The 21,535-nt window shown below is 70.8% G+C and carries 14 protein-coding genes; 11 read left to right on the top strand and 3 right to left on the bottom strand.

Features of this window, described 5'->3' with window-relative positions:
• The first annotated feature begins 70 nt into the window (after positions 1 to 70).
• The 6 genes from ACYVOM_RS32390 (at position 71) to ACYVOM_RS32365 (ending at position 10,453) form a co-directional block, all read left to right on the top strand.
• The gene (locus ACYVOM_RS32390) at positions 71 to 1,597 is read left to right on the top strand and encodes a tetratricopeptide repeat protein (protein WP_460307358.1); all 1,527 of its coding nucleotides are present in this window, start codon (positions 71 to 73) and stop codon (positions 1,595 to 1,597) included.
• Entirely contained in the window at positions 1,579 to 5,214 is a 3,636-nt protein-coding gene (locus ACYVOM_RS32385; RefSeq protein WP_460307357.1) for a CHAT domain-containing protein, read from the top strand. Before ACYVOM_RS32390 ends, ACYVOM_RS32385 begins: the two co-directional genes overlap by 19 nt.
• A 142-nt stretch (positions 5,215 to 5,356) precedes the next feature.
• Positions 5,357 to 5,848 carry a hypothetical protein gene (locus ACYVOM_RS32380; RefSeq protein ID WP_460307356.1) on the top strand — a complete coding sequence of 164 codons (492 nt, stop codon included), beginning with the start codon at positions 5,357 to 5,359 and terminating at the stop codon, positions 5,846 to 5,848.
• A gap of 3 nt (positions 5,849 to 5,851) precedes the next feature.
• On the top strand, positions 5,852 to 7,390 hold the full coding sequence (locus tag ACYVOM_RS32375; RefSeq protein ID WP_460307355.1) for a hypothetical protein: 1,539 nt from the start codon (positions 5,852 to 5,854) through the stop codon (positions 7,388 to 7,390).
• Between the two features lie 160 nt (positions 7,391 to 7,550).
• A complete protein-coding gene (locus ACYVOM_RS32370; RefSeq protein ID WP_460307354.1) occupies positions 7,551 to 8,957 on the top strand; it encodes a tetratricopeptide repeat protein in 1,407 nt (468 codons plus the stop codon).
• Positions 8,958 to 9,340: 383 nt separating this feature from the next.
• Positions 9,341 to 10,453 (top strand): IS110 family RNA-guided transposase, encoded by a 1,113-nt coding sequence (locus ACYVOM_RS32365; RefSeq protein WP_460307353.1) that lies wholly within the window; start codon positions 9,341 to 9,343, stop codon positions 10,451 to 10,453.
• A gap of 293 nt (positions 10,454 to 10,746) precedes the next feature.
• Here ACYVOM_RS32365 and ACYVOM_RS32360 read toward each other — a convergent pair whose 3' ends face one another.
• The gene (locus ACYVOM_RS32360) at positions 10,747 to 11,346 is read right to left on the bottom strand and encodes a superoxide dismutase (RefSeq protein WP_460307352.1); all 600 of its coding nucleotides are present in this window, start codon (positions 11,344 to 11,346) and stop codon (positions 10,747 to 10,749) included.
• Positions 11,347 to 11,538: 192 nt separating this feature from the next.
• On the opposite strand from ACYVOM_RS32360, the gene ACYVOM_RS32355 reads away from it, so the two are divergent.
• Positions 11,539 to 14,271, top strand: a complete 2,733-nt coding sequence (locus ACYVOM_RS32355; protein ID WP_460307351.1) for a CHAT domain-containing tetratricopeptide repeat protein — start codon at positions 11,539 to 11,541, stop codon at positions 14,269 to 14,271.
• An 83-nt stretch (positions 14,272 to 14,354) separates the two neighbouring features.
• Here the strand turns inward: ACYVOM_RS32355 and ACYVOM_RS32350 are convergent, their stop codons facing one another.
• Positions 14,355 to 15,227, bottom strand: a complete 873-nt coding sequence (locus tag ACYVOM_RS32350; RefSeq protein WP_460307350.1) for a helix-turn-helix transcriptional regulator — start codon at positions 15,225 to 15,227, stop codon at positions 14,355 to 14,357.
• Positions 15,228 to 15,555: 328 nt separating this feature from the next.
• Between ACYVOM_RS32350 and ACYVOM_RS32345 the strand changes: the two genes are divergently transcribed.
• Positions 15,556 to 15,957, top strand: a complete 402-nt coding sequence (locus tag ACYVOM_RS32345; RefSeq protein WP_460307349.1) for a (R)-mandelonitrile lyase — start codon at positions 15,556 to 15,558, stop codon at positions 15,955 to 15,957.
• A 52-nt stretch (positions 15,958 to 16,009) separates the two neighbouring features.
• Positions 16,010 to 17,032, top strand: a complete 1,023-nt coding sequence (locus ACYVOM_RS32340) for a zinc-dependent alcohol dehydrogenase family protein (protein ID WP_460307348.1) — start codon at positions 16,010 to 16,012, stop codon at positions 17,030 to 17,032.
• An 87-nt stretch (positions 17,033 to 17,119) separates the two neighbouring features.
• On the opposite strand, the gene ACYVOM_RS32335 is transcribed toward ACYVOM_RS32340, so the two are convergent.
• Entirely contained in the window at positions 17,120 to 18,277 is a 1,158-nt protein-coding gene (locus tag ACYVOM_RS32335; RefSeq protein ID WP_460307421.1) for a spirocyclase AveC family protein, read from the bottom strand.
• 237 nt (positions 18,278 to 18,514) lie between these two features.
• Here ACYVOM_RS32335 and ACYVOM_RS32330 point away from each other — a divergent pair, with 237 nt between their 5' ends.
• Together ACYVOM_RS32330 and ACYVOM_RS32325 are read left to right on the top strand one after the other, a co-directional pair.
• Complete coding sequence (locus tag ACYVOM_RS32330) at positions 18,515 to 19,117, top strand: TetR/AcrR family transcriptional regulator (RefSeq protein ID WP_460307347.1); 603 nt, start codon at positions 18,515 to 18,517, stop codon at positions 19,115 to 19,117.
• Between the two features lie 102 nt (positions 19,118 to 19,219).
• Positions 19,220 to 20,899 (top strand): protein kinase domain-containing protein, encoded by a 1,680-nt coding sequence (locus ACYVOM_RS32325; RefSeq protein WP_460307346.1) that lies wholly within the window; start codon positions 19,220 to 19,222, stop codon positions 20,897 to 20,899.
• Positions 20,900 to 21,535 lie beyond the last annotated feature (636 nt).

The raw sequence follows: 21,535 nt of genomic DNA, 5'->3' as shown, positions 1-21,535 counted from the left end.
CCCGGAGAGGCGCCGCGGGCGGCTCTGCTGATGGTTGACGTTCGCCACGGAAGTTGGGGACCGTGTATCCGTGACGGAGCACACGCCCTGGGAGGATGTCGCCGACCGGCTGCTGGCCGAGATCTTCGAAGACGGGAACGGCGAGGCTCTGGGCGAACTGTCGCTCAACGTCGAAGACGCGTCGGCGGTGGCCCGGTCCCTGAGCGAGCTCGCCGAGCATGAAGCGTACGTGTTCAATCTGGCGATCGCCTGGCGTCAGCTGTACAGGATGACGGGTGCCACGGAGGCGCTCGACCGGGCGATCGCCGAGTTCGAGCGGTGCGCCGACCTCATCTCGGTCGACCATGGGCAGTATGCGCGGTTGCTGACGGAGATCGGCGTGACCGTGCGATTGCGGCTCGAGTTGAACGGCGACCGCGCCGACGCCGAGCGGGCCGTCGGGGCGATGGCCGAGGTCTACGGGATCGCGGAGGACGACCCCGCTGTCCGGGCCCAGCGGGCTCTGCAGTTGGGCATCGCCCTGCAGGACCGCTATGAGCGCACCGACCAGGGCGACGACCTGGACGCGGCGGTCGATCTGTTCCGGGCGGCCGCCCGCGACGCCCCGCAGGACCCCGCGCCCCATGGTGCGGTCGGCAACGCGCTGCGCGTGCGCTTCTCACGCACCCGGGACCTCGCCGACCTCGACCAGGCGATCGCCGCTGAGGAGCGGGCCGTCGCCCTCCACTCGCGAGGGGGCGACCCGAGGGTGCTCAATCACTTCGGCTTGGCGCTGGAGGCCCGCTATGAGGCGACGGGCGACCTCGCCGATCTGGAGCGCGCCATCGCGCTCTTCCAGGCGGCCGGGTCCGGGGTGCCCGACGGTGGCTATGACCAGGTGATCTTCTCGGTCAACCTCGGGCGGGCGTTGTGGGAGCGGCACGGACGATCCGGCGACCGCGCGGACCTGGAGGCCGCCGCGGTGGCGTACCGGCGGGTCCTCACCTCCGACTACGCGCCCTACGGTCGGAAGCCTCCCCAGGTGATCTTCTCCTACCCCTTCCTGCTGCTCGAACTGCTGGGACCCGGCGACACCCTGGAGCCTCTGCCCGAGGCGGTGGACGCGGTGCGCGCGTTCGATGCGGCGCTGGAGGTCTTCCCGGCCGGCGGTGAGCCGCACGGCCGGCTGCTGGGCGGGCGGCGGGCCGCGCTGGCGCGGCTGCCGCGCCCGCGGGCGGGTTCAATCGTGCGAAGGGGCGGACGGACCGCGTTCGTCCTGACCGGCGAGCATCGCGGTGTGCCGCGCAGGATCGTGACGATCCTGCCCGGCGACGGGGAGATCCTCATCGGGGTGGGCGCCGATCCCCATGCGGAGCGGTTCGCCTCGACGATGTCCCATGTCGACCGGTCGTATCCGGACGGGGACGTCCATCCGACGTGGCTGGCCGAGCGGTCGGCCGCCGCGAGCGGCGAGCCGGCTTCCGAGATCGTCCTGCGGTACTTCGCGGATTCGACGATCGGCGAGGAGGAACTCGCGCTGGACGCGCTGCGCTGCACCGAGGGGGGCCGCCGGAGGCGCACGGTCCCTACGGGGACGGGTTGCCCGCGCTGGTGCTGACCGGTCCGTTCGCGGGTGCCGAGCGCCACCTCGTCCTCGTGGGAGAAGAGGTCGAAGCCTGGGGCGGCATGGCCTCCGGCGGGCTCGCGGCGATGGGCTTCTTCATCAACGCGATGAGCGCCGCGGTCACAGCGGTTCCGGAGGCACGGGTCGTAGGCGTCCAGGGCGGTGTCGTCCAGTACTACGGTGATCTGCCCAAGTCGGGCCTGCCGCGCGCAGTCGCCGAGCAGGTCCTCGGCGCGCTGGCTCCCGACGGCCAGGACGCGGGATGGGATCCGGCCGGCTACGACGAGGCCGGGCGGCAGGCTCTGACGCTGCACGCGTCGGCGATGCGCGTCATGGGCGTGTTCGAGCAGACGGGTGATCCTGCCCTGCTCGACAGGGCGGCGGTGGTGTTCCGGGCCGCGATCGATGCCCTGCCCGTCGCGCATCCGCACAGGAGCAACCATCTGGTCACCTTCGCGAGCTTCTGCGACTGGCTCTTCGAGAGCCGGGACGACATCGCGGCGCTGCGCGAATCCGCCCGGCTCTGGCGCGAGATCGCCGCGGCCCCTGACGCGGCGTGGCGGCACGGCTTCCAGTTGGGGCGGGTCCTGGCGATCCTGGGCGAACAGCTCCACGATGCGGAGTCGATCGGCGAGGCCATCACCGAACTGCGCGCGGCCTCGGCGACCGTCGAGCCGGGCGGCGGGGATGAGGTGGAGGTCCTCGCGATGCTCTGCTCGGCCCACCGCCTCCTCGCGTGGCTGACCCGCGACGCCTCCGCCGCGGCCGAAGCCGTCGCAGCGGGCAGACGCCTGGTCGCCCTCGGCGAGGATCATCCGCAGCGGCTCGGCCACCTGGAGCAGCTGGCTCTGGCCCTGCGGATCCGGGCGGAACTGACGGAGGAGCCGGGCCCGCTCGACGAGGCGGTCGACCTGCTCCGCCAGGTGCTTCACGAGAGTCCTTCCGACGGCGTGGAGCAGGCCGGCCGCCTGCACGATCTCGCGCTGGCGCTGGCGTCCCGCGCGGCCGACGGTGACGGGGAAGAAGCGCTGGAGCTGTTGCGGCGCGCGGCCTACGGACACCAGGCGGCCGACGCGGACCAGCGCAGGGCGGTCCTGCTGGCGAGCCTTGCCGGGGCGCTGACCGAGCGGTACCGGCACACTCAGAACCGCGAAGTGCTGGAGGAGGCGCTGACCGCCCAGCGCCACGCCGTGGAGCTGACCCCGCAGGAGGCCGGAAGCCGACCCGCACGGCTGTTGGCGCTGAACTCGCTGCTCCATCAGCGCTACGAGCGGTCCGGTTCGCATGCGGCTCTCGACGAACGGATCGAGATCTGCCGCGAGCTCGCCCACCGCCACCCCGACGGGCCGCGCCTCCTCGGCCAGGCGCTCACGATGCGTCACCGGAGCCGCGGTGAGCATGCTGACCTCGCCGAGGCCATCGAGGTGCTGCGCGGCGCCGTCTCCCGGACGGCCGCCGACGCGCTCACCTTCAACGATCTCGCACTCGCCCTGCAGAGCCGCTACACCGAACTCGGTGATCTCGCCGCGATGCGCGAGTCCGCCGAGCTGATCGAGCGTGCCGTCCACCTCACTCCGGCGGGCTCACCTGACCTGCCGGGCCTGCTGTCCAACCTCGCGCACGCCTACCGCACGCTCTTCGAGCGCACCGGGGAGGCGGTGATGCTGGACCACGCCATCGACGCCGGGCGGCGCGCCGCTGCCGCAGGCCCCTCCGCCATCATGGACCGGGTCGGGATCCTCACCAATCTCGGGCTCGCCCTGATGGTCAGGGCGCGGACGGTCGGCGACCTGGCCGCGGGCGCCGAGGCCGTCGGGCTTCTGCGCCAGGCAGTGGACCTCCTGCCGCCCGACTTTCATGATCGGGGGCTCTACCTGTCGAACCTCGCCCTGGCTCTCGCCGCCCAGGATCCCGCGGAGGCGCTGGAGGCCGCCCGCCGGGCCGTCGAGACGACGCCTTACGGGGCGGCCCGCGCCGAACGGCTCACCAACCTGCTCCTGCACCTTGCCGAGCACACTCCCGATGCCCTCGACGAGATCATGGCGACGGCACGGGCGGTTCTGGAGATCGAGTACGCGCCGCCGATCACCCGTGTCCGCGCCGCCGGCGTGCTCGGCGGCCTGCTGGCCCGCCGCGCGGAGTGGGCCGAGGCGACACGCGTCTACGTACCGGCCATCGAGCTGCTGCCCCAGGTCGCGCCCCGCGACCTGGCCCGGACCGACCAAGAGCACGGGCTCGCCGGTCTGGGACCCTTGGCCGAGGACGGCGCCGCCTGCGCGCTGCGATCCGGTGATCCCGAACTCGCCCTGCGGCTGCTGGAGCAGGGCAGAGGCGTGCTGCTCGGGCAGGCGCTGGACGACCGGAGCGACGTATCGGAGCTGCGGCTGCGGTCCCCGGAACTCGCCGAACGTTTCGAACGGCTCCGTGACCGGCTCTCGGACCCCGCGACCGGAGCCGATGAGACGCGGGTGCGGCTCGGACAGCAATGGCGCGAGGTCCTCCAGGAGATCCGGTCGGCGCCCGGCTGGACGGACTTCCTGCGGCCGCCGCAGCTGTCCGAACTGCTCGCGGCCTCCGCGCACGGCCCGATCGCGGTGCTCAATCCCAGCGAGTTCGGCGGCGACGCGCTGATCGTCTCGCCCGGCGGCGTCCGCGCCGTACCGCTGCCCGGCCTCACGCCCACGGCGCTCGACGAGCAGATCAACGCCCTGCGCGCGGCTCTCCAGGCATCCGGTGACCTCGCGGAGATCCTGCGATGGCTCTGGGACGTCGTGGCCGAGCCCGTCCTGAACGAACTCGGGTTCACCGGCACTCCGGAAAGCGGGCGCTGGCCGAGGCTGTGGTGGTGCCCGGCCGGGCCGCTCGCCCTGCTCCCGCTGCACGCGGCCGGGCGCCGCACCGATGGCCAGGACCCCGAGCCCGCGGTCCTCGACCGGGTGATCAGCTCCTACACCCCGACGATCAGGGCACTGCTGCACGCCAGGAGCAACGCCCTGGACGAGCGGACCGATGCCGACGAGATCGTCGTGGTGTCGGTTCCGAACGCCCCGGGCGCGCAGCCCTTGCCCGGTGTCCTGCACGAGACCGAGAACCTCGTCCGGCGCTTTCCCGGCAGCACGGTTCTCGCAGGTCGGGACGCCACCCGCGAACGCGTCCTGCGGGCCCTGGCCGCACACCGGATCGCGCACTTCGCCTGCCACGCGACCTCCGACCCGGTCAGGCCTTCGCACAGTCACCTCGTGCTGTGGGATCACGAGCGCCGCCCGCTCACCGTCCTCGACCTCAGCCGCAGCGACCTCGGCCGAGCCCAGCTGGCCTATCTGTCAGCGTGCCAGACCGCCGCGACCTCCCCGGCGCTGGCCGACGAGGCGCTGCACATGACCGCCGCCTGCCAGCTCGCCGGATTCCCGCACGTGATCGGCACGCTCTGGCCCATCTCCGACTGGTTCGCCGCGCGGACCACTCATGAGGTCTACACGGCCCTGTCCGGCTCCGGCGGCATCGACGTCGGCGCAGCCCCGGAGGCCCTGCACCAGTGCCTGCGGCGCGCCCGCGACCGGGATCCCGGACGTGCCGGGCTCTGGGCGGCTTTCGTTCACTTCGGCTCCTGACCGCATCCTCGTGCCGCGCCGTCCGGACGGCGACGCCTCGCAGCCTTTCCCGGTGGCGCGCCTTTCCGCGGTGAAAGGCAAAGCCCGTGTCAAGAAGCGAGCCGATGGGGCATGCTGCTTGCTGAGGAAAGGTGGTCGGCGCTTGAATCAGCCTCTGCTCAGCGAGCTCACCACGGATGCGGCGACCTTGGACCCGACGGGGCGTTCCTCCGCCCCCGGCATCATCGTCCAGGTCGATGCCGAAGGCCGTCCGGAGTCCGCGAGAGACGCGACGGGCCCCCTGCGGTTGCAGGTCGTCGCCGACGACACCACGGTCGAGGGACTGCTGTCGGACTACGACGTCGTCACGGCGGTCCTGTACGAACGCGTCGTCGTGGTGCTGGTGGACTCCGGCGGCGCCGCGAGCGGGGTCGTCCCGCAAGAGCATCTGGTGTACGCGCTGACGGCGCAGAGCGGGATGCGCGGCGGCGACCTGTTCGGCCACGACGCCCAGATCTTCGGAGAACCGAAGAACGAGCCGATCGGGGGCTCGAACGTCCGCTGCCCCTCGTGTGGTCACACGGCGAGGTACGACTACATCGAGCCGGGCGAGACGACGTGCGTCCGTTGCGCCGCCGTGCTCAGGCCGGAATAGCCGATGGGTGGACTGGTCGACAGCGCCGCCGGGCTGCTCAGCAGGCGTCTGGTCGTCACGACCTGGATTCCGCTGTTCGTGCTGCTTGCCGTGCTGGCGTTGCTCGCTGCCGCCGGCACCGGCTGGTCTTCGCTGATGTCGGTGTGGAGCACGGTGCCCGCGGATCTCCGGGTGCTCGCAGGGCTGGCCTGCCTTGCGGTGACCACCCTGCTGGCCCAGGTGCTGAACGCGGTTCGCCCCGGCCTGATCCAGATCTACGAGGGCTACTGGCCTGCCCGGCTGGTGGAGCGGTACCGGGGTCGTCATGAGGAGATCCATCGCGGCCTCGCCGGTGCCGACCCGTGGCCGGCCGCCTATCCGCGCGCGCCGCGCCGGGTGCTGCCGACCAGGCTGGGCAACGTGCTGCGGGCGGCGGAGGAGCATCCGAGGCTCCAGTACGGGATCCCCGCGGTCATCTTCTGGCCACGGCTGTACAGCGTCCTGCCCGAGATGTTCCGCGCCACGCTCGCCTCGGCCGCCGCCGGACTCGAGCTGATGATCACCATGAGTTTCCTCGGGCTCGTCCTCGCGGTCGCCGGAACCGTCGTGTCGGCGGTGCTGCTGCCGTGGTGGGCGGCGCCGCTGGTGCTGCTGGCGGGCGTGTCGGTGTTCTGGTTCGGCTATCTGGCGGCGGTCCGGGCGGCCCTGCCGTATGCGAACCAGGTGCGGGCGGCCTTCGATGTCCACCGCTGGAAGCTGCTGCAGGAGGCGGGGCTGCGTCTGCCCACCGCCTACGGGGAAGAGCGGGCCCAGTGGAACCAGCTCGCCAAGCTGTGGGCGGGGGCCGGGCCGGACTCCGACCGGGCCGACCTGCTGCGCTACCCGTTCGAACAGTTGCCGCCCGACCCGGCAGCCGGTGCCTGCACATTTCAGGCGGCTGCCCCCGGCCCGGCGCCTTCTCCTCCGCCACCACCGGTCGCGAGCCCGGTGCCGTCGCCTCCGGCGCCCGCGACCGCACCGGCGGCTCCCGCGTCGACCGCGCCCGCAGATCCGCGACCGCTTCCGAGCCGAGGCGCCCGGCTCGGGCGTGATCTCGGCCTTGCCGTGCTCCTTCTCTGCTGCGTCACCGTCGCGGTGACGGTCATCGCGGAAGTGCGCAGGGACGAACCCGTCACCGCACGCCATGGCGTGCCCGCCTTCCACCAGCTGGCGGTCGCGGACCTCAAGGGCCCGGCGGACCGGCTGATCGGCCGGTACACCGTCGCGCCGATCGGGTCCGGTGCGGAAGTCGACGGCAAGGCGCTCGGCCCGAAACTGGCGGTCGGCGCACTGGACGGCCGCTCAGTGGTCACCCTCGCCTGTGCGTCCGGCACTTCGATCATCGTCCGTCGCGGCGACACCGCGACGCTCCGATGGACGCCGGACAAGGCGACGTCCGCCCAGAGCGTCGACGATGTCCTGCTGCTCGCGTGGCTCCCGGGCGAGCGCGCGGTGCTGGCGGTCCGATCCGCCGATGTCGGCCGCCTCCCCACATCGGTAGCCGTACAGTTGGCGCGCGGCTGAGGGCCGAACCGACGTCCCCGAGGTCACGCGGACCGTTAACGGCCAGGACGGACAACCGTGCCCCCGGCCCGCAGGTGGCACGGGAGACTCGCCACATGGTCGTCGATGTGATCCGGACCGCCTGGCGCCGACCGCCGTGCCGCGATCGAGGGCAGGGCGCGTGAGCGAACGCGATGAGCTCATCGCGGCGTTGCGCCGGCGGTTGAGCCGGTCGGTCGAAGAACAGGACCCGGCCGCGATCCTGGGCGCCGAGGTCCTCGTTCAGGCCCGGCATCTCGCCGAGCACCTGGAGCACGATGACGACCTCATCGGAAGGCATCTCCTGGGCTGGCTGCACTGGAACCGCTACCAGGCGCTGCCGGACGGGATCGGTGCGGCGGATCTGCAGGCGGCGCTGGACAGTTTGGTCGTCTGCTTCATCAACGACGTTCCCGACGGCGACCTCCCGGCGAGCCTGCTGCCCTCTCTGGCGGACCTGTCGGCGCCCGCAGCCGCCGACTTCCTGCGCCGATCGCTGGATCTGCCCGATCCCGCCGAGTTGTCCGCGAGCATCGACTTGTGGCGGCGCATCCTCACCCATACCGCTGCGGACGGTCCCCCCGTCGGGTACCTCAACAATCTGGCGATAGCGCTGCGGAGCAGATTCCTGCTTCTTAGTACTGCGGCGGACCTGGAGGAAGCGATCACGATCAGCCGTCTCGCGGTGCGTGCCGCTCCCGCCGACGGCCTCGACCATCCCCTCGCCCTCAGTAACCTGGGCATCGCGCTGCGGACGAGGTACGAGTACACGGGTGCGGTGGCGGACCTCGCCGAGGCCATCGACGTGGGCCGCCTGGCGGTGCAGATGACCTCGCCCGATCATCCTGAACACGTCAGACGGCTCAGCGGTCTCGGTGCCGCGCTGCGCACCAGATTCGGGCATACAGGGGTGGCCGCGGATCTGGACGAGGCCGTCGACATCGGCCGCCAGGCCGTGCGGAGCACTCCCCCCGGTCACCCCAACCGCCTTGTGCACCTGAGCCATCTGGGCGTGGCGCTGCGCACCAGGTTCGAGCACGCGGGCGCGGTGGAGGACGTGAACGAGGCGACCGACCTGCTCCGCGAGACAGCACGGTCCAGCTCCGTTGGGCAGCCGAATCATCCGGTGCATCTGGGCGAGTTCGGCACCGCTCTGCGGATCAGGTTCGACCGGCTCGGCGAGGCGGCGGATCTGGACGAGGCGGTGGAGGTGCTCCGGGAAGCCCTGCGCGTCACCTCCCCCGACCACGCCGACCGTCCCGGACGACTCGGTGCTCTGGGCGCGGTCCTGCAGGCCAGGTTCGACCGGCGGGGCGAGGTGCCTGATGTGGACGAGGCCGTCGACGTGCTTCGCGAAGCGGCGCGAATCGCCCCCGCCGACCACCCCGGCCGCCCCACGATGCTCGACTCGCTCGGGGCCGCGCTGGAGGCGAGGTTCGACCGGCTCGGCGAGGCGGCGGATCTCGACGCGGCGATCGCCGCCGGGCGACAGGCCGTGCAGGCGACCCCCGCACGCCACCCGGGCCGACCCGGCCGACTGCACTGGTAGTTGTAGATCCGCTCCGCTGCGGCGGCCTGACCATCGATTGCATACGGGCCCGTTGGTGCCTTGAAGTTGAGCTGTCGTCCGTCGCAGCGGAGCGCCCTGGCCGTCGCCGTACCGGTCCTGTTGAAGATCATTCGATGGTGGGATGGGTGTTGACCGCGTCTCCCGCCTCGTGCTGGCCCCTGCTCATTTCATTGACCCCCGGTTGTCCGGTAATCGACCCGCCGTCCGAGGAGCCTTCGGGCGGCGTGGGTGGTGCCGGAGCGGACCACGCAGTGACCTGATAGGAGCATGACCCCGCCCCCGGGCAGGGCTCGTACCAGTGATGTCCAGCAGGTCCGCACCGCCGCCGGCAAGAACGTCAGCACGACCCGAGACGAGGCGATGTGACCATCACCCACCAGCCTGCCCGCGCCCATGAGGTGTGGGTCGGCGTCGACACCCATCGCGACGTGAACGTCGCGGTCGCCCTGGACGAGCGCGGTCGGCGACTCGGCGAGATCTCGGTGGACACGACCCGGCAGGGCAACGCCGAACTCGTGGCCTGGGCGCGAGGGCTCGGCGACCGGGTTCGCGGGTTCGCGGTGGAGGGGACCGGCACCTTCGGCGCGAGCCTCACCCGCCACCTCCAGGCCGAGGGCGTGCCCGTCGTGGAGGCGACCCGGCCGCGCCGTGACCGGATGGCCCAGCGCAACGACGGCAAGAGCGACAGCTTCGACGCCCTGCGCGCCGCCAAAGGGCTCCTGGCCGAAGACCTCAGCATCGTCCCCAAGAGCCGCGACGGGGACGTTGAAGCCCTGCGGACCCTCAACGTCGTCCGGCGCAGCGCCGTCAAGGCCCGCACCGCCGCGATCAACTCCATGCGCGGCATCCTCGTCTCCGCCCCCGACCAGCTCCGCGACCAGTTCCGCGGCGCCGCCAAAACCGACCTGATCGACCGCTGCTCCCGCCTGCGTCCCGGCCCCGACGGCGGCCTGGAGGGCTCGCTCAAGCGGAGCCTGCGCCGCCTGGCCCGCCGCTGCATCGCGCTCACTCAGGAAGTCGCCGACGTCGACGCCGAGATCTCCATGCTCGTCCAGCGCTGCGCCCCGCAACTCCTGGAACTCCAAGGCGTCGGAGCCGCGGTCGCGGCCACGCTCCTGGCCGCCGTCGGCGACAACCCCACCCGCCTGCGCAGCGAAGCCAGCTTCGCCCACATGGCCGGCGCCGCGCCCCTCCCTACAGGGAGCGGCCTCACCAGCGGACGCCACCGACTCAACCGCGGCGGCAACCGCCAAGCCAACAACGCCCTGTGGACCATCGTCCTGACCCGCCTCAGCCGCGACCCCCGCACCAAGACCTACGTCGCCCGCCGCACCGCCGAAGGAAAAACCAAGAAAGAGATCATCCGCTGCCTCAAACGCTACGTCGCCCGCGAGGTCTACCAGGTGATCATCAAAGCGATGGACCCCGGACAAGCCCACCCCGCCACCACGGCCGGACAGCCCGGCCGTCGATAAGACGGTCTAAACGCATAACTTGCTCCCACCAGGGCAACCAATGCCGGAACCGTAAACGAGGCAGGTGGCTGAGGTCGATCACCGAGGAGGCCGCAGGACGCACTCGGGTGGTGGGGCGGATGTCGTTCGCGTTCTGCACAGGATGTTCGGCTTGGACGGGGCGGGCCCTTACCGGAACATGCCCGCCCCTCCACGGGATGGAGAGGCGGGTGCGGCGCCGACGGGGAAGTCTTCTCAAGGGTTACAAGATCCGATCCGACCCACCACTGCCGGCGCCGCGCTTGTGGGCGGTCTCAGCCGCGGGCGGCGTCGAAGCGCGCGGTGACGTCGGCCCAGTTCACCAGGGACCAGAGCTTGGCCACGTAGTCCGGGCGGACGTTCTTGTACTGCAGGTAGTAGGCGTGCTCCCAGGCGTCGAAGACCAGCAGCGGGGTCGAGCCGATGCCGACGTTGCCGTGGTGGTCGTAGACCTGCTGGACGATCAGCTTCTTGCCGATGGGCTCCCACCCGAGGACGCCCCAGCCGGAGCCCTGGACGGTCTGGGTGGCCAGCGTCAGCTGCCTGCTGAAGGCCTCGAACGAGCCGAAGTGCTCGTCGAGTGCGGCCGCGAGCTCGCCGTCGGGGCGGTCGCCGCCGTCGGGGGACAGGTTGTCCCAGAAGATCGAGTGCAGGACGTGCCCGGACAGGTTGAACGCGAGGGTCTTCTCCAGGCCGACCAGTCCGCCGAGCTGTTCCTTGTCGCGCGCTTCTTCGAGCTGCTCCAGGGTGTCGTTGGCGCCCTTGACGTAGGCGGCGTGGTGCTTGCTGTGGTGCAGCTCCAGGATCTCGCCGGTGATCGCGGGCTCCAGCGCCGCGTAGTCATACGGCAGGTCCGGCAGTGAGTAGGTCGACATGATCCCTACTATTGCAAGTAACTCGCAACAACAGCAAGTACGCAACAAGTTCAGGCGTGTGCCTCCCTTCCCAACCCTCACCGCCGAGGGCTCACCCATCCCTCTCACCGGGGCGCTCGTGCGCACGACGATGGGTTCGATGCGCTGACGTTTCCCCAGAGCGGACCCTTGCCGGAACATAGGAGCGTCAACTTGGGGAACGCCTTGGCCGCGCGGTTCGCGCGTTCGGGTGAGGCCGAGGTTCTTGAGGAGGCGATCGGCTTCTTCCGTGAGGCGGTGCGCACCTCGTCCGCCGACCATCCGCACCACGCGACGATGCTCAGCGGTCTGGGCGGCGCTCTGCGGGGGCGGTTCAAACGCACCGGCGAGGTGGGTGACCTGGACGAGGCGATCGAGATCTGCCTTCTGGCGGCTCAGCGCACTCCCGCCGGCCATCCCGACCGTCCGGCACGTCTCAACGGTCTGGGCAACGTGCTGTGCGCGAGGTACGAGCGCCGGGGCACGCCGGCGGATCTGGACGAGGCGATCAAAGCGCTCCGAGAGGCGGTGCGGGACACCCCGTCCGGCCATCCCGACCTCCCGGCATGGTACGTCAACCTGGGCAGCGCGCTGAGCACCCGGTACGCGAGGTCAGGTGCCGAGGGCGACCTGGACGAGGCGATCGAGGCGGGCCTCGCCTCCGTCCGGCACCTGCCCGCCGACCACGCCGACCGCCCCAAGGCGCTCGGCAACCTGGGGAGTGCGCTGCGCACGAGGTTCGAGCGCCGGGGCGCGGCAGGCGACCTGGACGAGGCGGTCGAGCTGCTTCGCGAGGCTGTGCGGGCCACCCCCGCCGACCACACCGACCACCCCGAGATGCTCGCGAATCTGGGAAACGCGCTGGCCGTGCGGGCCGAGTCGGCGGGGACGGCGGGGACGGCGGAGGACCTGGGCGAGTCGGTCGAGGTGCTGCGCAGAGCCGTGCGGACCATCCCCGCAGACCACCCGCTCCACGCGGCGGTGCTCGGAAACCTGGGGAGCACGCTGAAGGACCGGTTCAGCCGTTCGGAGGCGGTCGAGGATCTGAACGAGGCGGTCGGGATGCTTCAGGAGGCGGTGCGCCGGGTGCCCGATGATCAACCCGATCACGCCCTGCTGCTCAACAATCTGGGAGCCGCACTGCACGCCAGGTTCCAGATCTCAGGCGCGGCGGAGGATCTGGAGGCGTCGGTGGCGGCGCTGGAGGGGGTCTTCGCGGCAGAGGCCGCGGCACCGTCGATGCGCGTCCAGGCCGGGCGTGCTGCGGGTCGCCTGCTGGCCGGAGCGGAGACGGCGCGGGCCGCGGCGCTGCTGGAGAAGTCGGTCGGCATGCTGGAGGAGGTGGCTTCCCGGGAGCTGGGCCGGGGCGATCAGCTTCGCGCGGTGGGCGCGCTGACCGGCCTGGCGGGCGAGGCCGCGGCGCTGATCCTTGAAGATGAGTCGCGCCCCGGGCGGCAGCGGGCCGAGTCGGCACTGCGGTCGCTGGAGTTCGGCAGAGCGAGGGTGATGGCGCAGATGCTGGAGACCCGTACCGATCTCAGCGAGCTGGGCGAGCGGCATCCGCGGCTGGCCGACCGCTTTCAGGAGCTGCGAGCCCTGCTGGACCGGCCCGAGCCGACGTCGCACTCTCCCGGAGGGTTCTCCGGGCTGGAAGGGGGTGCGGCGCGTGACGAACGGCGTGCTGCCGCGCGGGAGATGCGGGGACTTCTCGCCCGGATCCGGAGCCTTGACGGTTTCACGTCGTTCGCCGGGCCGCCCGCGGTCGAGGAACTCAAGGCGCAGGCCGGCCATGGCCCGGTGGTGACGTTCAACGTCACCCCGCGCCGCAGTGACGCTCTGCTCCTGACGGCCGCGGGCGTCGTTCTCGTCCGGCTTCCGGATCTGAGCCATGAGGCCCTCATCGACCAGGTCAACGGCTTCCACCAGGCCCTGCAGGAAACCGGCCACGGCCCGATGGGGGCGCGGATCGCGGCCCAGCGGAGGATGGGACGGACTCTGGAGTGGCTGTGGGACACGGCGGCCGGGCCGGTGCTCGGCGCGCTGGGCATCACGGGCGCGCCGTCGGCGCATGATCGGTGGCCGCGCGTGTGGTGGGCGCCGGGCGGACTGCTGGGCTTGCTGCCGCTGCACGCGGCAGGACACCACACCGATCCGCCGGGGCCGGAACGGCGGGTGGTGCTGGACCGGGTCGTCTCCTCCTACACCCCTTCCATCGGAGCGCTGCGCCACGCCCGCCGTCCCGTGCGCCCGGCGCCGGACCGGTCGCTGATCGTGGCGATGCCCACCACTCCGGGACTCGCCGGTGGAGCGCCGCTGCCCCAAGTGACGCGTGAGGCAGAACTCCTGAGCGACCGGCTGCCCGACGTCACGCTTCTGGCAGAGCCCGCCCCCCGGAACACGCCTCCCGAGGGCGACGATCCAGAGGCCCCGACCCGTGTGCGGGTGTTCGCACGGCTGGGCGAGGCGACTGTCGCGCACTTCGCCTGCCACGGATTCAACGATCCCGCCGATCCGTCGCGCAGTCGGCTGCTGCTGCACGACCACGCCGGCGATCCGCTCACCGTGGCCAGTCTCGCGCCGCTGGATCTCGGTCACGTCCGCCTGGCCTATCTGTCGGCCTGCTCCACAGCAGTCTCCTTCCATCAGGATCTGCTGGACGAGGCAGTCCATCTCACGTCGGGTTTCCAGCTCGCGGGGTTCCCCCACGTCGTCGGCACGCTGTGGCCCATCAACGACCGCGCAGCCGTCGACATCGCCGACGACTTCTACGCGCACCTGGCCGCCCCTGACGGCTCCCTGCGCTGGCAACACGCCGCCCACGCCCTGCACCGAGCCATTCGCACCCGATACGCCGCCACGCCCGGCATGCCCTCCCTCTGGGCGGCACACCTCCACGCGGGCGCATGACGCCGACCCGCGAAGCGTCGAGGGCGATCACGCGGTACCGGCCGCCGTTCCTGATCTCCCCGGCCTGATCGGTCGGTGGACGTTCAGGTTCGGGTGGTGTCGGCGGGGGTGGTGGGGAGGGTGGCGGCGCAGCTGGCCAGGAGGCGGAGGGCGTCGTGGGCGGGGGTGCCGGTGGGGGCGGTGTAGACGGTGAGGGTGAGGCCGGGGTCGCCGGGCAGGGCGAAAGCTTCGAAGTCCAGGGGGAGGTGGCCGACTTCGGGGTGGTGGAAACCCTTGCTGCCGGTGTGGTGGAGGCGGACGTCGTGGGCGGCCCAGCGGGTGCGGAAGTCGTCGCTGCGGGTGGACAACTCGCCGATGAGGTCGGAGAGGTCGCGGTCGTAGGGGTCGCGTCCGGCTCCGGTGCGCAGGATGGCGACCGAGGTGTCGGCGGCGGCGTCCCAGCTGGGGTAGAAGTCATGGGCGCGTGGGTCGAGGAAGCAGAAGCGGGCGAGGTTGACCGGCCGGTGCGGGGTGTCGAAGGCCGGGGCGTACAGGGCGCGGCCGAGATCGTTCGCGGCCAGGACGTCCAGGCGGCCGTTGCGGATGAACGCGGGCCCGTCGGCGAGGGCGTCGAGGACCTGCTGGAGGCCGGGCCGGATCTTGTGCGTGGGGCGGCGCCGCTGCCGGGGACCGCTGCCTGCGGTGCGGGCGAGGTCGAACAGGCGGGAGCGCTCGGCCTCGTCGAGCTGGAGGGCCCTGGCGATGGCGTCCAGGACGGCTTCGGAGGCGCCGGCGAGCCTTCCGCGTTCCAACTGGGTGTAGTAGTCGATGGACACCCCGGCCAGCAGGGCCGCTTCCTCGCGGCGCAGGCCGGGGACGCGCCGATTGGTGCCGTAGACGGTCAGCCCGGCCTGCTGCGGGGTGATCCTGGCCCGGCGGGAGACCAGGAACTCGCGGATGTCGTCCCTGTTGTCCATGCCCCCAGCCTACGAGCCGGACTCACCATGAGGGGGGTGCTGTCGACCCCTGGAACACCAGCCACTGCCACCAGGCCGTTTTCGCAGGTTGTATGGGCGAGGGGGCCACGAGGGAGGTCAGGAGTGGCGCGGGGGTCGGCTGAAGGCAAAGACCAGCCCTGCCGCGGATGAACTCCGCCGCCTGTCAGCAGTAGGCCGCCCACCTCAAGGAATAGCCCTATTTGAGGAGGTATGTGATGGGTCTGGACAAGCCGTCGGATGCCCGGCCGATGTTCGGGGATCTGGTCCCCGACCTGGGTCGGCCGCAGATCGTCGAGGAGAGCTGATCATGGAGTTGGTGCAGAAACCGGCGACCGTGAAGGGCCCGGCCGAGTGGTTCGCCGGGGACGTCTGGTTCGACGTGATCTATCGGGGCGAGGACCCGTCTCGGGCGCGGGCGAACACGGTGAGGTTCGCGCCCGGCGCCCGCACCGCCTGGCACTCCCACGGCCTGGGCCAGACACTCCTCATCGTAGAGGGCGTCGCACTGATCCAGTCGCGCGGCGGACGGCTGATCGAGGCGCACCCCGGCGAGGTGATCTGGACGCCGCCGGGCGAGGAGCACTGGCACGGCGCCGCCCCCGACCACTTCATGACCCACCTGGCGCTGTGGGAGGGCGACGACACCTCCTGGCTGGAGCACGTCACCGACGCCGAATACGGCGCGCAGCGCTCCGGCACCCGCGCCTGACCGGCGCCCGCATCGACGACGAGCATTCACCGAGACAACGAGGAGATCTCCCATGCGTGGAGTAGTCCTGAACGGGCCCCGCGACGTCCAGGTCGTCGACCGCGACGACCCGAAGATCAGCAAGCCGACCGACGCGATCATCAAGGTGACGGCGGCGTGCGTGTGCGGGTCGGACCTGTGGCCCTATCGCGGCATCGAGAAGACCAGCGGCCCGGCTCCGATGGGGCACGAGTACGTCGGCGTGGTCGAGCAGACCGGCGACCAGGTGAAGAACGTCAAGGTCGGCGACTTCGTGGTCGGCTCGTTCTTCGCCTCCGACAACACCTGCGAGATCTGCCGGGCCGGCTACCAGTCCCGCTGCGTGCACGCCGAACTCATCGGCGCGATCGGCACCCAGGCGCAGTACGCGCGCATCCCGCTCGCCGACGGCACCCTGGTCGCCACCCCCGGCCTGCCGGACGCCGACCTGGTCCCCTCGCTGCTGGCGGCCTCCGACGTGCTCGGGACGGGCTGGTTCGCCGCCGTCGCAGCCGAAGCGGGCCCGGGCAAGACCGTCGCGGTCGTCGGGGACGGCGCGGTCGGCCTGCTCGGCGTCCTTGCCGCCCGGCAACTCGGCGCCGAGAAGATCGTCATCTTCTCCCGGCACGCCGACCGGCAGAAGCTCGCCCTGGAGTTCGGCGCGACCGACGTCATCACCGAGCGCGGCGACGAGGGGGTGAAGGCGCTGAAGGGAATGAACGGCGGGCTCGGCGCCCACTCGGTGATCGAGGCGGTCGGCACGCAGGAGTCGATGATGCAGGCCATCCGATCGACCCGCCCGGGCGGGCACGTCGGCTACGTCGGCGTCTCCCATGACGTCTCGCTTCCCGGGGACGAGCTGTTCTTCTCCTCCGTCCACCTCCACGGCGGGCCCGCCCCCGTCCGGCGCTTCCTGCCCGAGCTGATCGACCTCATCTGGAACCGGACCATCGACCCCGGAAAGGTCTTCGACCTCACCCTCCCCCTGGAGGACGCCGCCGAGGGCTACCGGGCGATGGACGAGCGCCGCGCCATCAAAACCCTGCTCACCCTCTGAGGAGCGCCCGAGGAGTGCGAAGCGGGCGAGGCGTCTCGGTCCGTTCCTAAGCACCCTGACGCCCCCGGTCTCCTCAGCCGGGACGCATCATCTCCCTTGCTCGAAGGGAACGACCTTCGGCTGCTCCCCGCCCGGCGGCAGGACGAACTCGCCGTCGATGTCGACGTAGCCGGAGCGCTTGGTGGGAATCGGCAGCGCGGGATCGGGGCAAGGGCGGTCCGATCCCCCACCGCAGACGGGTCCGCTGAAGTAGGAACGCTTCTGCACATCGACGGGCCAAGGGTCGGCGTGCATACCGATCCACTGCGCCGGGACGTTGTAGAAGGTGAAGAAGCACGCGCTGACCGCGGCGAAGATCGCGAGGAATCTGGTGAGCTGCCGGCGCGCTGCGCCTCCGCGCACATGGTCCAGGCCGCGCTCGACGACGGTCCTGCCGCGGTCGTCGGTGAAGTAGCGCAGACAGCACAGCGCCGCCTGGACGGCTCCCCACATCAGCCCCTCATAGACGGGCCATTGGTAGTAGTGACCCGCGTTGATGGACAGCGACTGGATGGCGCCGGGATACGAGTACATTCCGGCGGGCAGGATGACGCAGCCCTCCATGACGAAGTCGAAGACGATGGCCATCGCATAGGTGAGGCCGATCAGCTGAAGATCGCTGATCTTCGGCCATCGCGCCTTGATCCCGCGCATGAGCCGGCATCCGGCGATCGTGATCAGGAGGACGCCGAACGCGTAGCCCGGCGCGTTCGTCAAGATGGGTTCCGGCACCTGGTGGCCCGGCTCCTCCGGGGACACCCAGCCGGGAATGTTCGATGACCAGGAGCCTCGGTTGAACAGCCACGCGTTGTACGTGCACCACGTGTTGACGTAGTTCAGCAGCGGGTCCTGGAAGAACATCAGGCCCATGGAGACGCTGAGCATGCCGTCCAGCGTGATGCGCCGCTCGCGCCGCCAGGGCCTGATGATGAACCACCACGCACAGAGCGGCACCAGGACCCACATGGCGACCATGTTCGCGGTCAGCACCACCTTCATGTACGTCGGCGGGTCGCTCGGCCCCGAGGGCACCCGCTCGAAGTACGGCCCGGTGACCCACCGGGTCCACACGTACAGCTCGAGCGCCAGGATCAGCCCGCCCGCCGCGGCCCAGATCAGGACCGGCCTGGACTCGGGCCGCGTTCCCGGCTCGGCCGTCGCCTCCCGCGGTTCGGTGACGGCATCGGCCTTCGTTCCGTCCGGCATGTCACTCACAGCACCCTCCTCGTTGGCGCCCGACTTGCCCCGGCATGCACACCCGCAGGGTACTCATCGGTATCTGAGAGGGGAATGAGTATCTGAGATGCTTCTCGGGGGCCCGTCGTTGAGGCAGGTGAACGCGACCGAGCGTCCTGAACCGGTCAGCGGGGGCGATCGACGGGGCATCGGCACCCTCTCCCGGCGCGCGAGGCCAGGCCACGGCCCTGTGACATACTCGCTGGCATGGTCGAGCGCTGGACGAGGGAGCGACGTCTGGAGCACACTCGATCGCTGCTCCTGGACGCCGCGGAGCAGGTGTTCGCCGAAAAGGGCTTCACCCAGGCGACCATCGACGACATCGCCCACACGGCGGGTTTCACCAAGGGCGCCGTCTACAAGCACTTCGGCACGAAGGAAGACCTCTTCCTCGCCGTCAGCGACAAGTACTGGCGCCGCTACTTCGACAACTTCACCGAAGTACTGGCGGCGGCGACCTCGGTGGGGGCCCGCGAACTCGACGAGGTCGCCCGCCGGTGGCGCCGCCTCAGCCAGGACCGCGGAGTGGAGCACGCCGCACTCGGCCACGAGTTCACCCTGTACCTGCTCCGCAACCCGGAGGCCCGGGAACGGGTCAGTGCGAAAAGGCTGAAGGTCGCCCAGGAACTGGCCGCCTTCATCGTCGAGGGCCTGGACAAGATCGGCGGAACCCTGCTGATGCCCGCCCTGACCTTCGCCCACGTCCTCATCGCCACCAGTGACTCCGTCGTCCTGGGAACCCGACTCGACGACGTCGATCTCTACCGCCCGACCCTCGAAATGTACATGTCGGCCATCAAACTGCCCTGACCCGATTCCCCGATGACGCCCCTGGCCGCCTGATCGCCGGGAAAGGACTTCCTCGCTCAACCCTGGCGACCCCGGCCTTCAACCTCGGTAGCATTTTGGATCATGTCGCAACTAAATGCGCGAATCCTTGGCGGGCGCTACCGGCTCCTGGACCGGGTGGGGCGCGGTGGGATGGGTGCGGTCTGGCGGGCGCGTGACGAACTCCTGGGGCGCGAGGTCGCCGTCAAGGAGATCGTGTTGCCGCCGGGTCTGGACCAGGAGCACCTCGCGGAGGCGCGCGGCAGGGCGGTCGGCGAGGCCCGTGCCGCGGCGCAGGTTCGGCATCCGGCGGTCGTGACGATCCACGACGTGGTCATGGAGGGGGATCACCACTGGATCGTGATGGAGTACATCAAGGCGCGGTCGCTGGACGATCACCTGCAAGATCGCGGCGCGTTGCCGGTGGCCGAGGTCGCCCGCATCGGCGCGGTCCTGGTGGGCGCGCTCCAGGCCGTTCATGACCTGGGCATCCTGCATCGTGATGTCAAGCCCGCCAATATTCTCCTGGATGACGACGGCCATGTGGTGTTGACCGATTTCGGGATCGCCACGATCGAAGGCGACGCCCGCCTCACCGCTTCGGGATTTCTCATCGGCACGCCGGGCTACATGGCTCCGGAACGGCTGCGAGGCGACCCGGCCGGACCGCCTTCCGATCTGTGGTCTTTGGGAGCGGTTCTCTTCACCGCGGTCGAGGGGCATCCCCCGTACCAGGGAAACACCCCCATGGTGATCGCCTCAGCCATCCTGACCCACGACCAGGTTCCGCTGCGGCGGGGCGGACCGCTCAGTGCGGTGATCCTCGGCCTGCTCACACCGGATCCCGCCGATCGCCTGGACGCGCGCGCCACAGCTGATCGTCTCGCGAAGATCGTGGAAGGCCGGGGCCTGGACAGCCCTGCCGGCTCATGGCCCCAGCCTGATCCCCAGGTTGAACTGACGCGGCGAAACCCGCCCGGCGAGGGCACCGGGCCCGTACCCGCCGCCTCGCCCGGGGACGACGGGCAGGGGCGGCCGAACGACCTCGCCACGTCACCGGCGGCACAGGTCAAGTACCGGACGCGGACGGGTCCGGTACTCCTCGCCGCGGTGGCCGGCGCCGTACTGGTGGCGGTGGCCGCCGCTGCGATAGGCATAGGGGCCAACGACACCGGGGACTCTGCGGCGGCGCACCGTCCCGAAACGAGAGCCGGGAACTCGGCCGCGCCGACGCCCAGCAAGGCGGCCGGTGATCCGTCCGTGAAACCCCTGGCGAGTGGCAGCCAGGAGGCGACCATCTCGCCGTCGCCCGAAACCGTCGAGAAGCCCGCCGCCGTGCCGCACACCAAGAAGCCGACCGCATCTGGGAAGCCGACCACGATCAGGCTGCGAGCCCGTTCCAACAAGAAATTCGTCGCATTGGACCCGGACACGCTGACGCTGGCCGCGAACCGCACCGGCGCCGGACAGGGGGCGAAGTTCACCGTGACGTATGTCGGCCATAACGATATTCAGTTGAAGGTGAAGTCCAACGGCAAGTTCGTGACCGCGGACGGTCCAGAGGGCACGAAGCCCCTGATCGCGAACCGCGACGCGGCTTCGGACTGGGAGACCTTCCTCCTGGTGCGCAACTCCGACGGTTCGGTCAGTCTGCTGTCGCGCGCCGACAACAAGTACGTGACGGCGAACAACGGCACGGCGCCCCTGATCGCGAACCACCCCGCCAACGACAACTCAGCCCGCTTCGACCTCATCCCCAGCTGACGCGGCGACGGACCTCGACCGCCTGGAGCATCTGCTCGGCCCCCTCAGCGGTGCGCCCGGAGCGTCCTGGCCCGGTAAAGATCTTCTCGGCGAAGGTGCACCCACAGCTGTCCGGCGGCTGGGACCACGTTCGGGAGCGGAGGGCCGGAACCCGTGTGGCCTCGTCCGCTCCGGCTCAGTTCGGTGGTCCTCGCGGTGGCCGGTCACGCCGCCGCGTGCGGGATCCATGCTCGCGAGCACGTCATCCGGCAGGGCGGAGCGGGTGCGGGAGGCACCCGAGAGCAGCTCGATCTTGACGTCCCCGTTGGCGATGAAGACGAACGTGGTGCCGTGCGCCTCGAAGCGCCGTTCGAGGACGAAGCCGAGCTTGTCCGAGTACCACTCGATCATCGCGTCGAGCCGCTCAGGGGTGACGCTGATACACCAGGGAGAACCCGGCCATGGGACCAGCAGTACCACCCTGACGGACAAGTCCCCCACAACAGAATGCACCCCGCTCCGGGAGCCGAGGACAGCCGAACTCCACTCCCGTCAGCCCCCGGTCCGGTGCGGCTCTCGACCCCATGGACGGCGGGTGGCTGCCGCGTCACCACCGACGCCGTCCAGGTCTTGGGCGGCAGCGGCTGCACCCGCGAG

It is taken from the genome of Actinocorallia aurea, assembly GCF_054783995.1.
Note: the sequence above shows the minus strand (reverse complement) of the source record. Positions and strands in the feature narration are given on the sequence as shown.

Coding starts and splice junctions, on each gene's coding strand:
- ACYVOM_RS32335 (WP_460307421.1), bottom strand. CDS start 18,277: ATGCCGGACGGAACGAAGGCCGATGCCGTCACCGAACCGCGGGAGGCG.
- ACYVOM_RS32345 (WP_460307349.1), top strand. CDS start 15,556: ATGGAGTTGGTGCAGAAACCGGCGACCGTGAAGGGCCCGGCCGAGTGG.
- ACYVOM_RS32325 (WP_460307346.1), top strand. CDS start 19,220: ATGTCGCAACTAAATGCGCGAATCCTTGGCGGGCGCTACCGGCTCCTG.
- ACYVOM_RS32340 (WP_460307348.1), top strand. CDS start 16,010: ATGCGTGGAGTAGTCCTGAACGGGCCCCGCGACGTCCAGGTCGTCGAC.
- ACYVOM_RS32375 (WP_460307355.1), top strand. CDS start 5,852: ATGGGTGGACTGGTCGACAGCGCCGCCGGGCTGCTCAGCAGGCGTCTG.
- ACYVOM_RS32360 (WP_460307352.1), bottom strand. CDS start 11,346: ATGTCGACCTACTCACTGCCGGACCTGCCGTATGACTACGCGGCGCTG.
- ACYVOM_RS32350 (WP_460307350.1), bottom strand. CDS start 15,227: ATGGACAACAGGGACGACATCCGCGAGTTCCTGGTCTCCCGCCGGGCC.
- ACYVOM_RS32330 (WP_460307347.1), top strand. CDS start 18,515: ATGGTCGAGCGCTGGACGAGGGAGCGACGTCTGGAGCACACTCGATCG.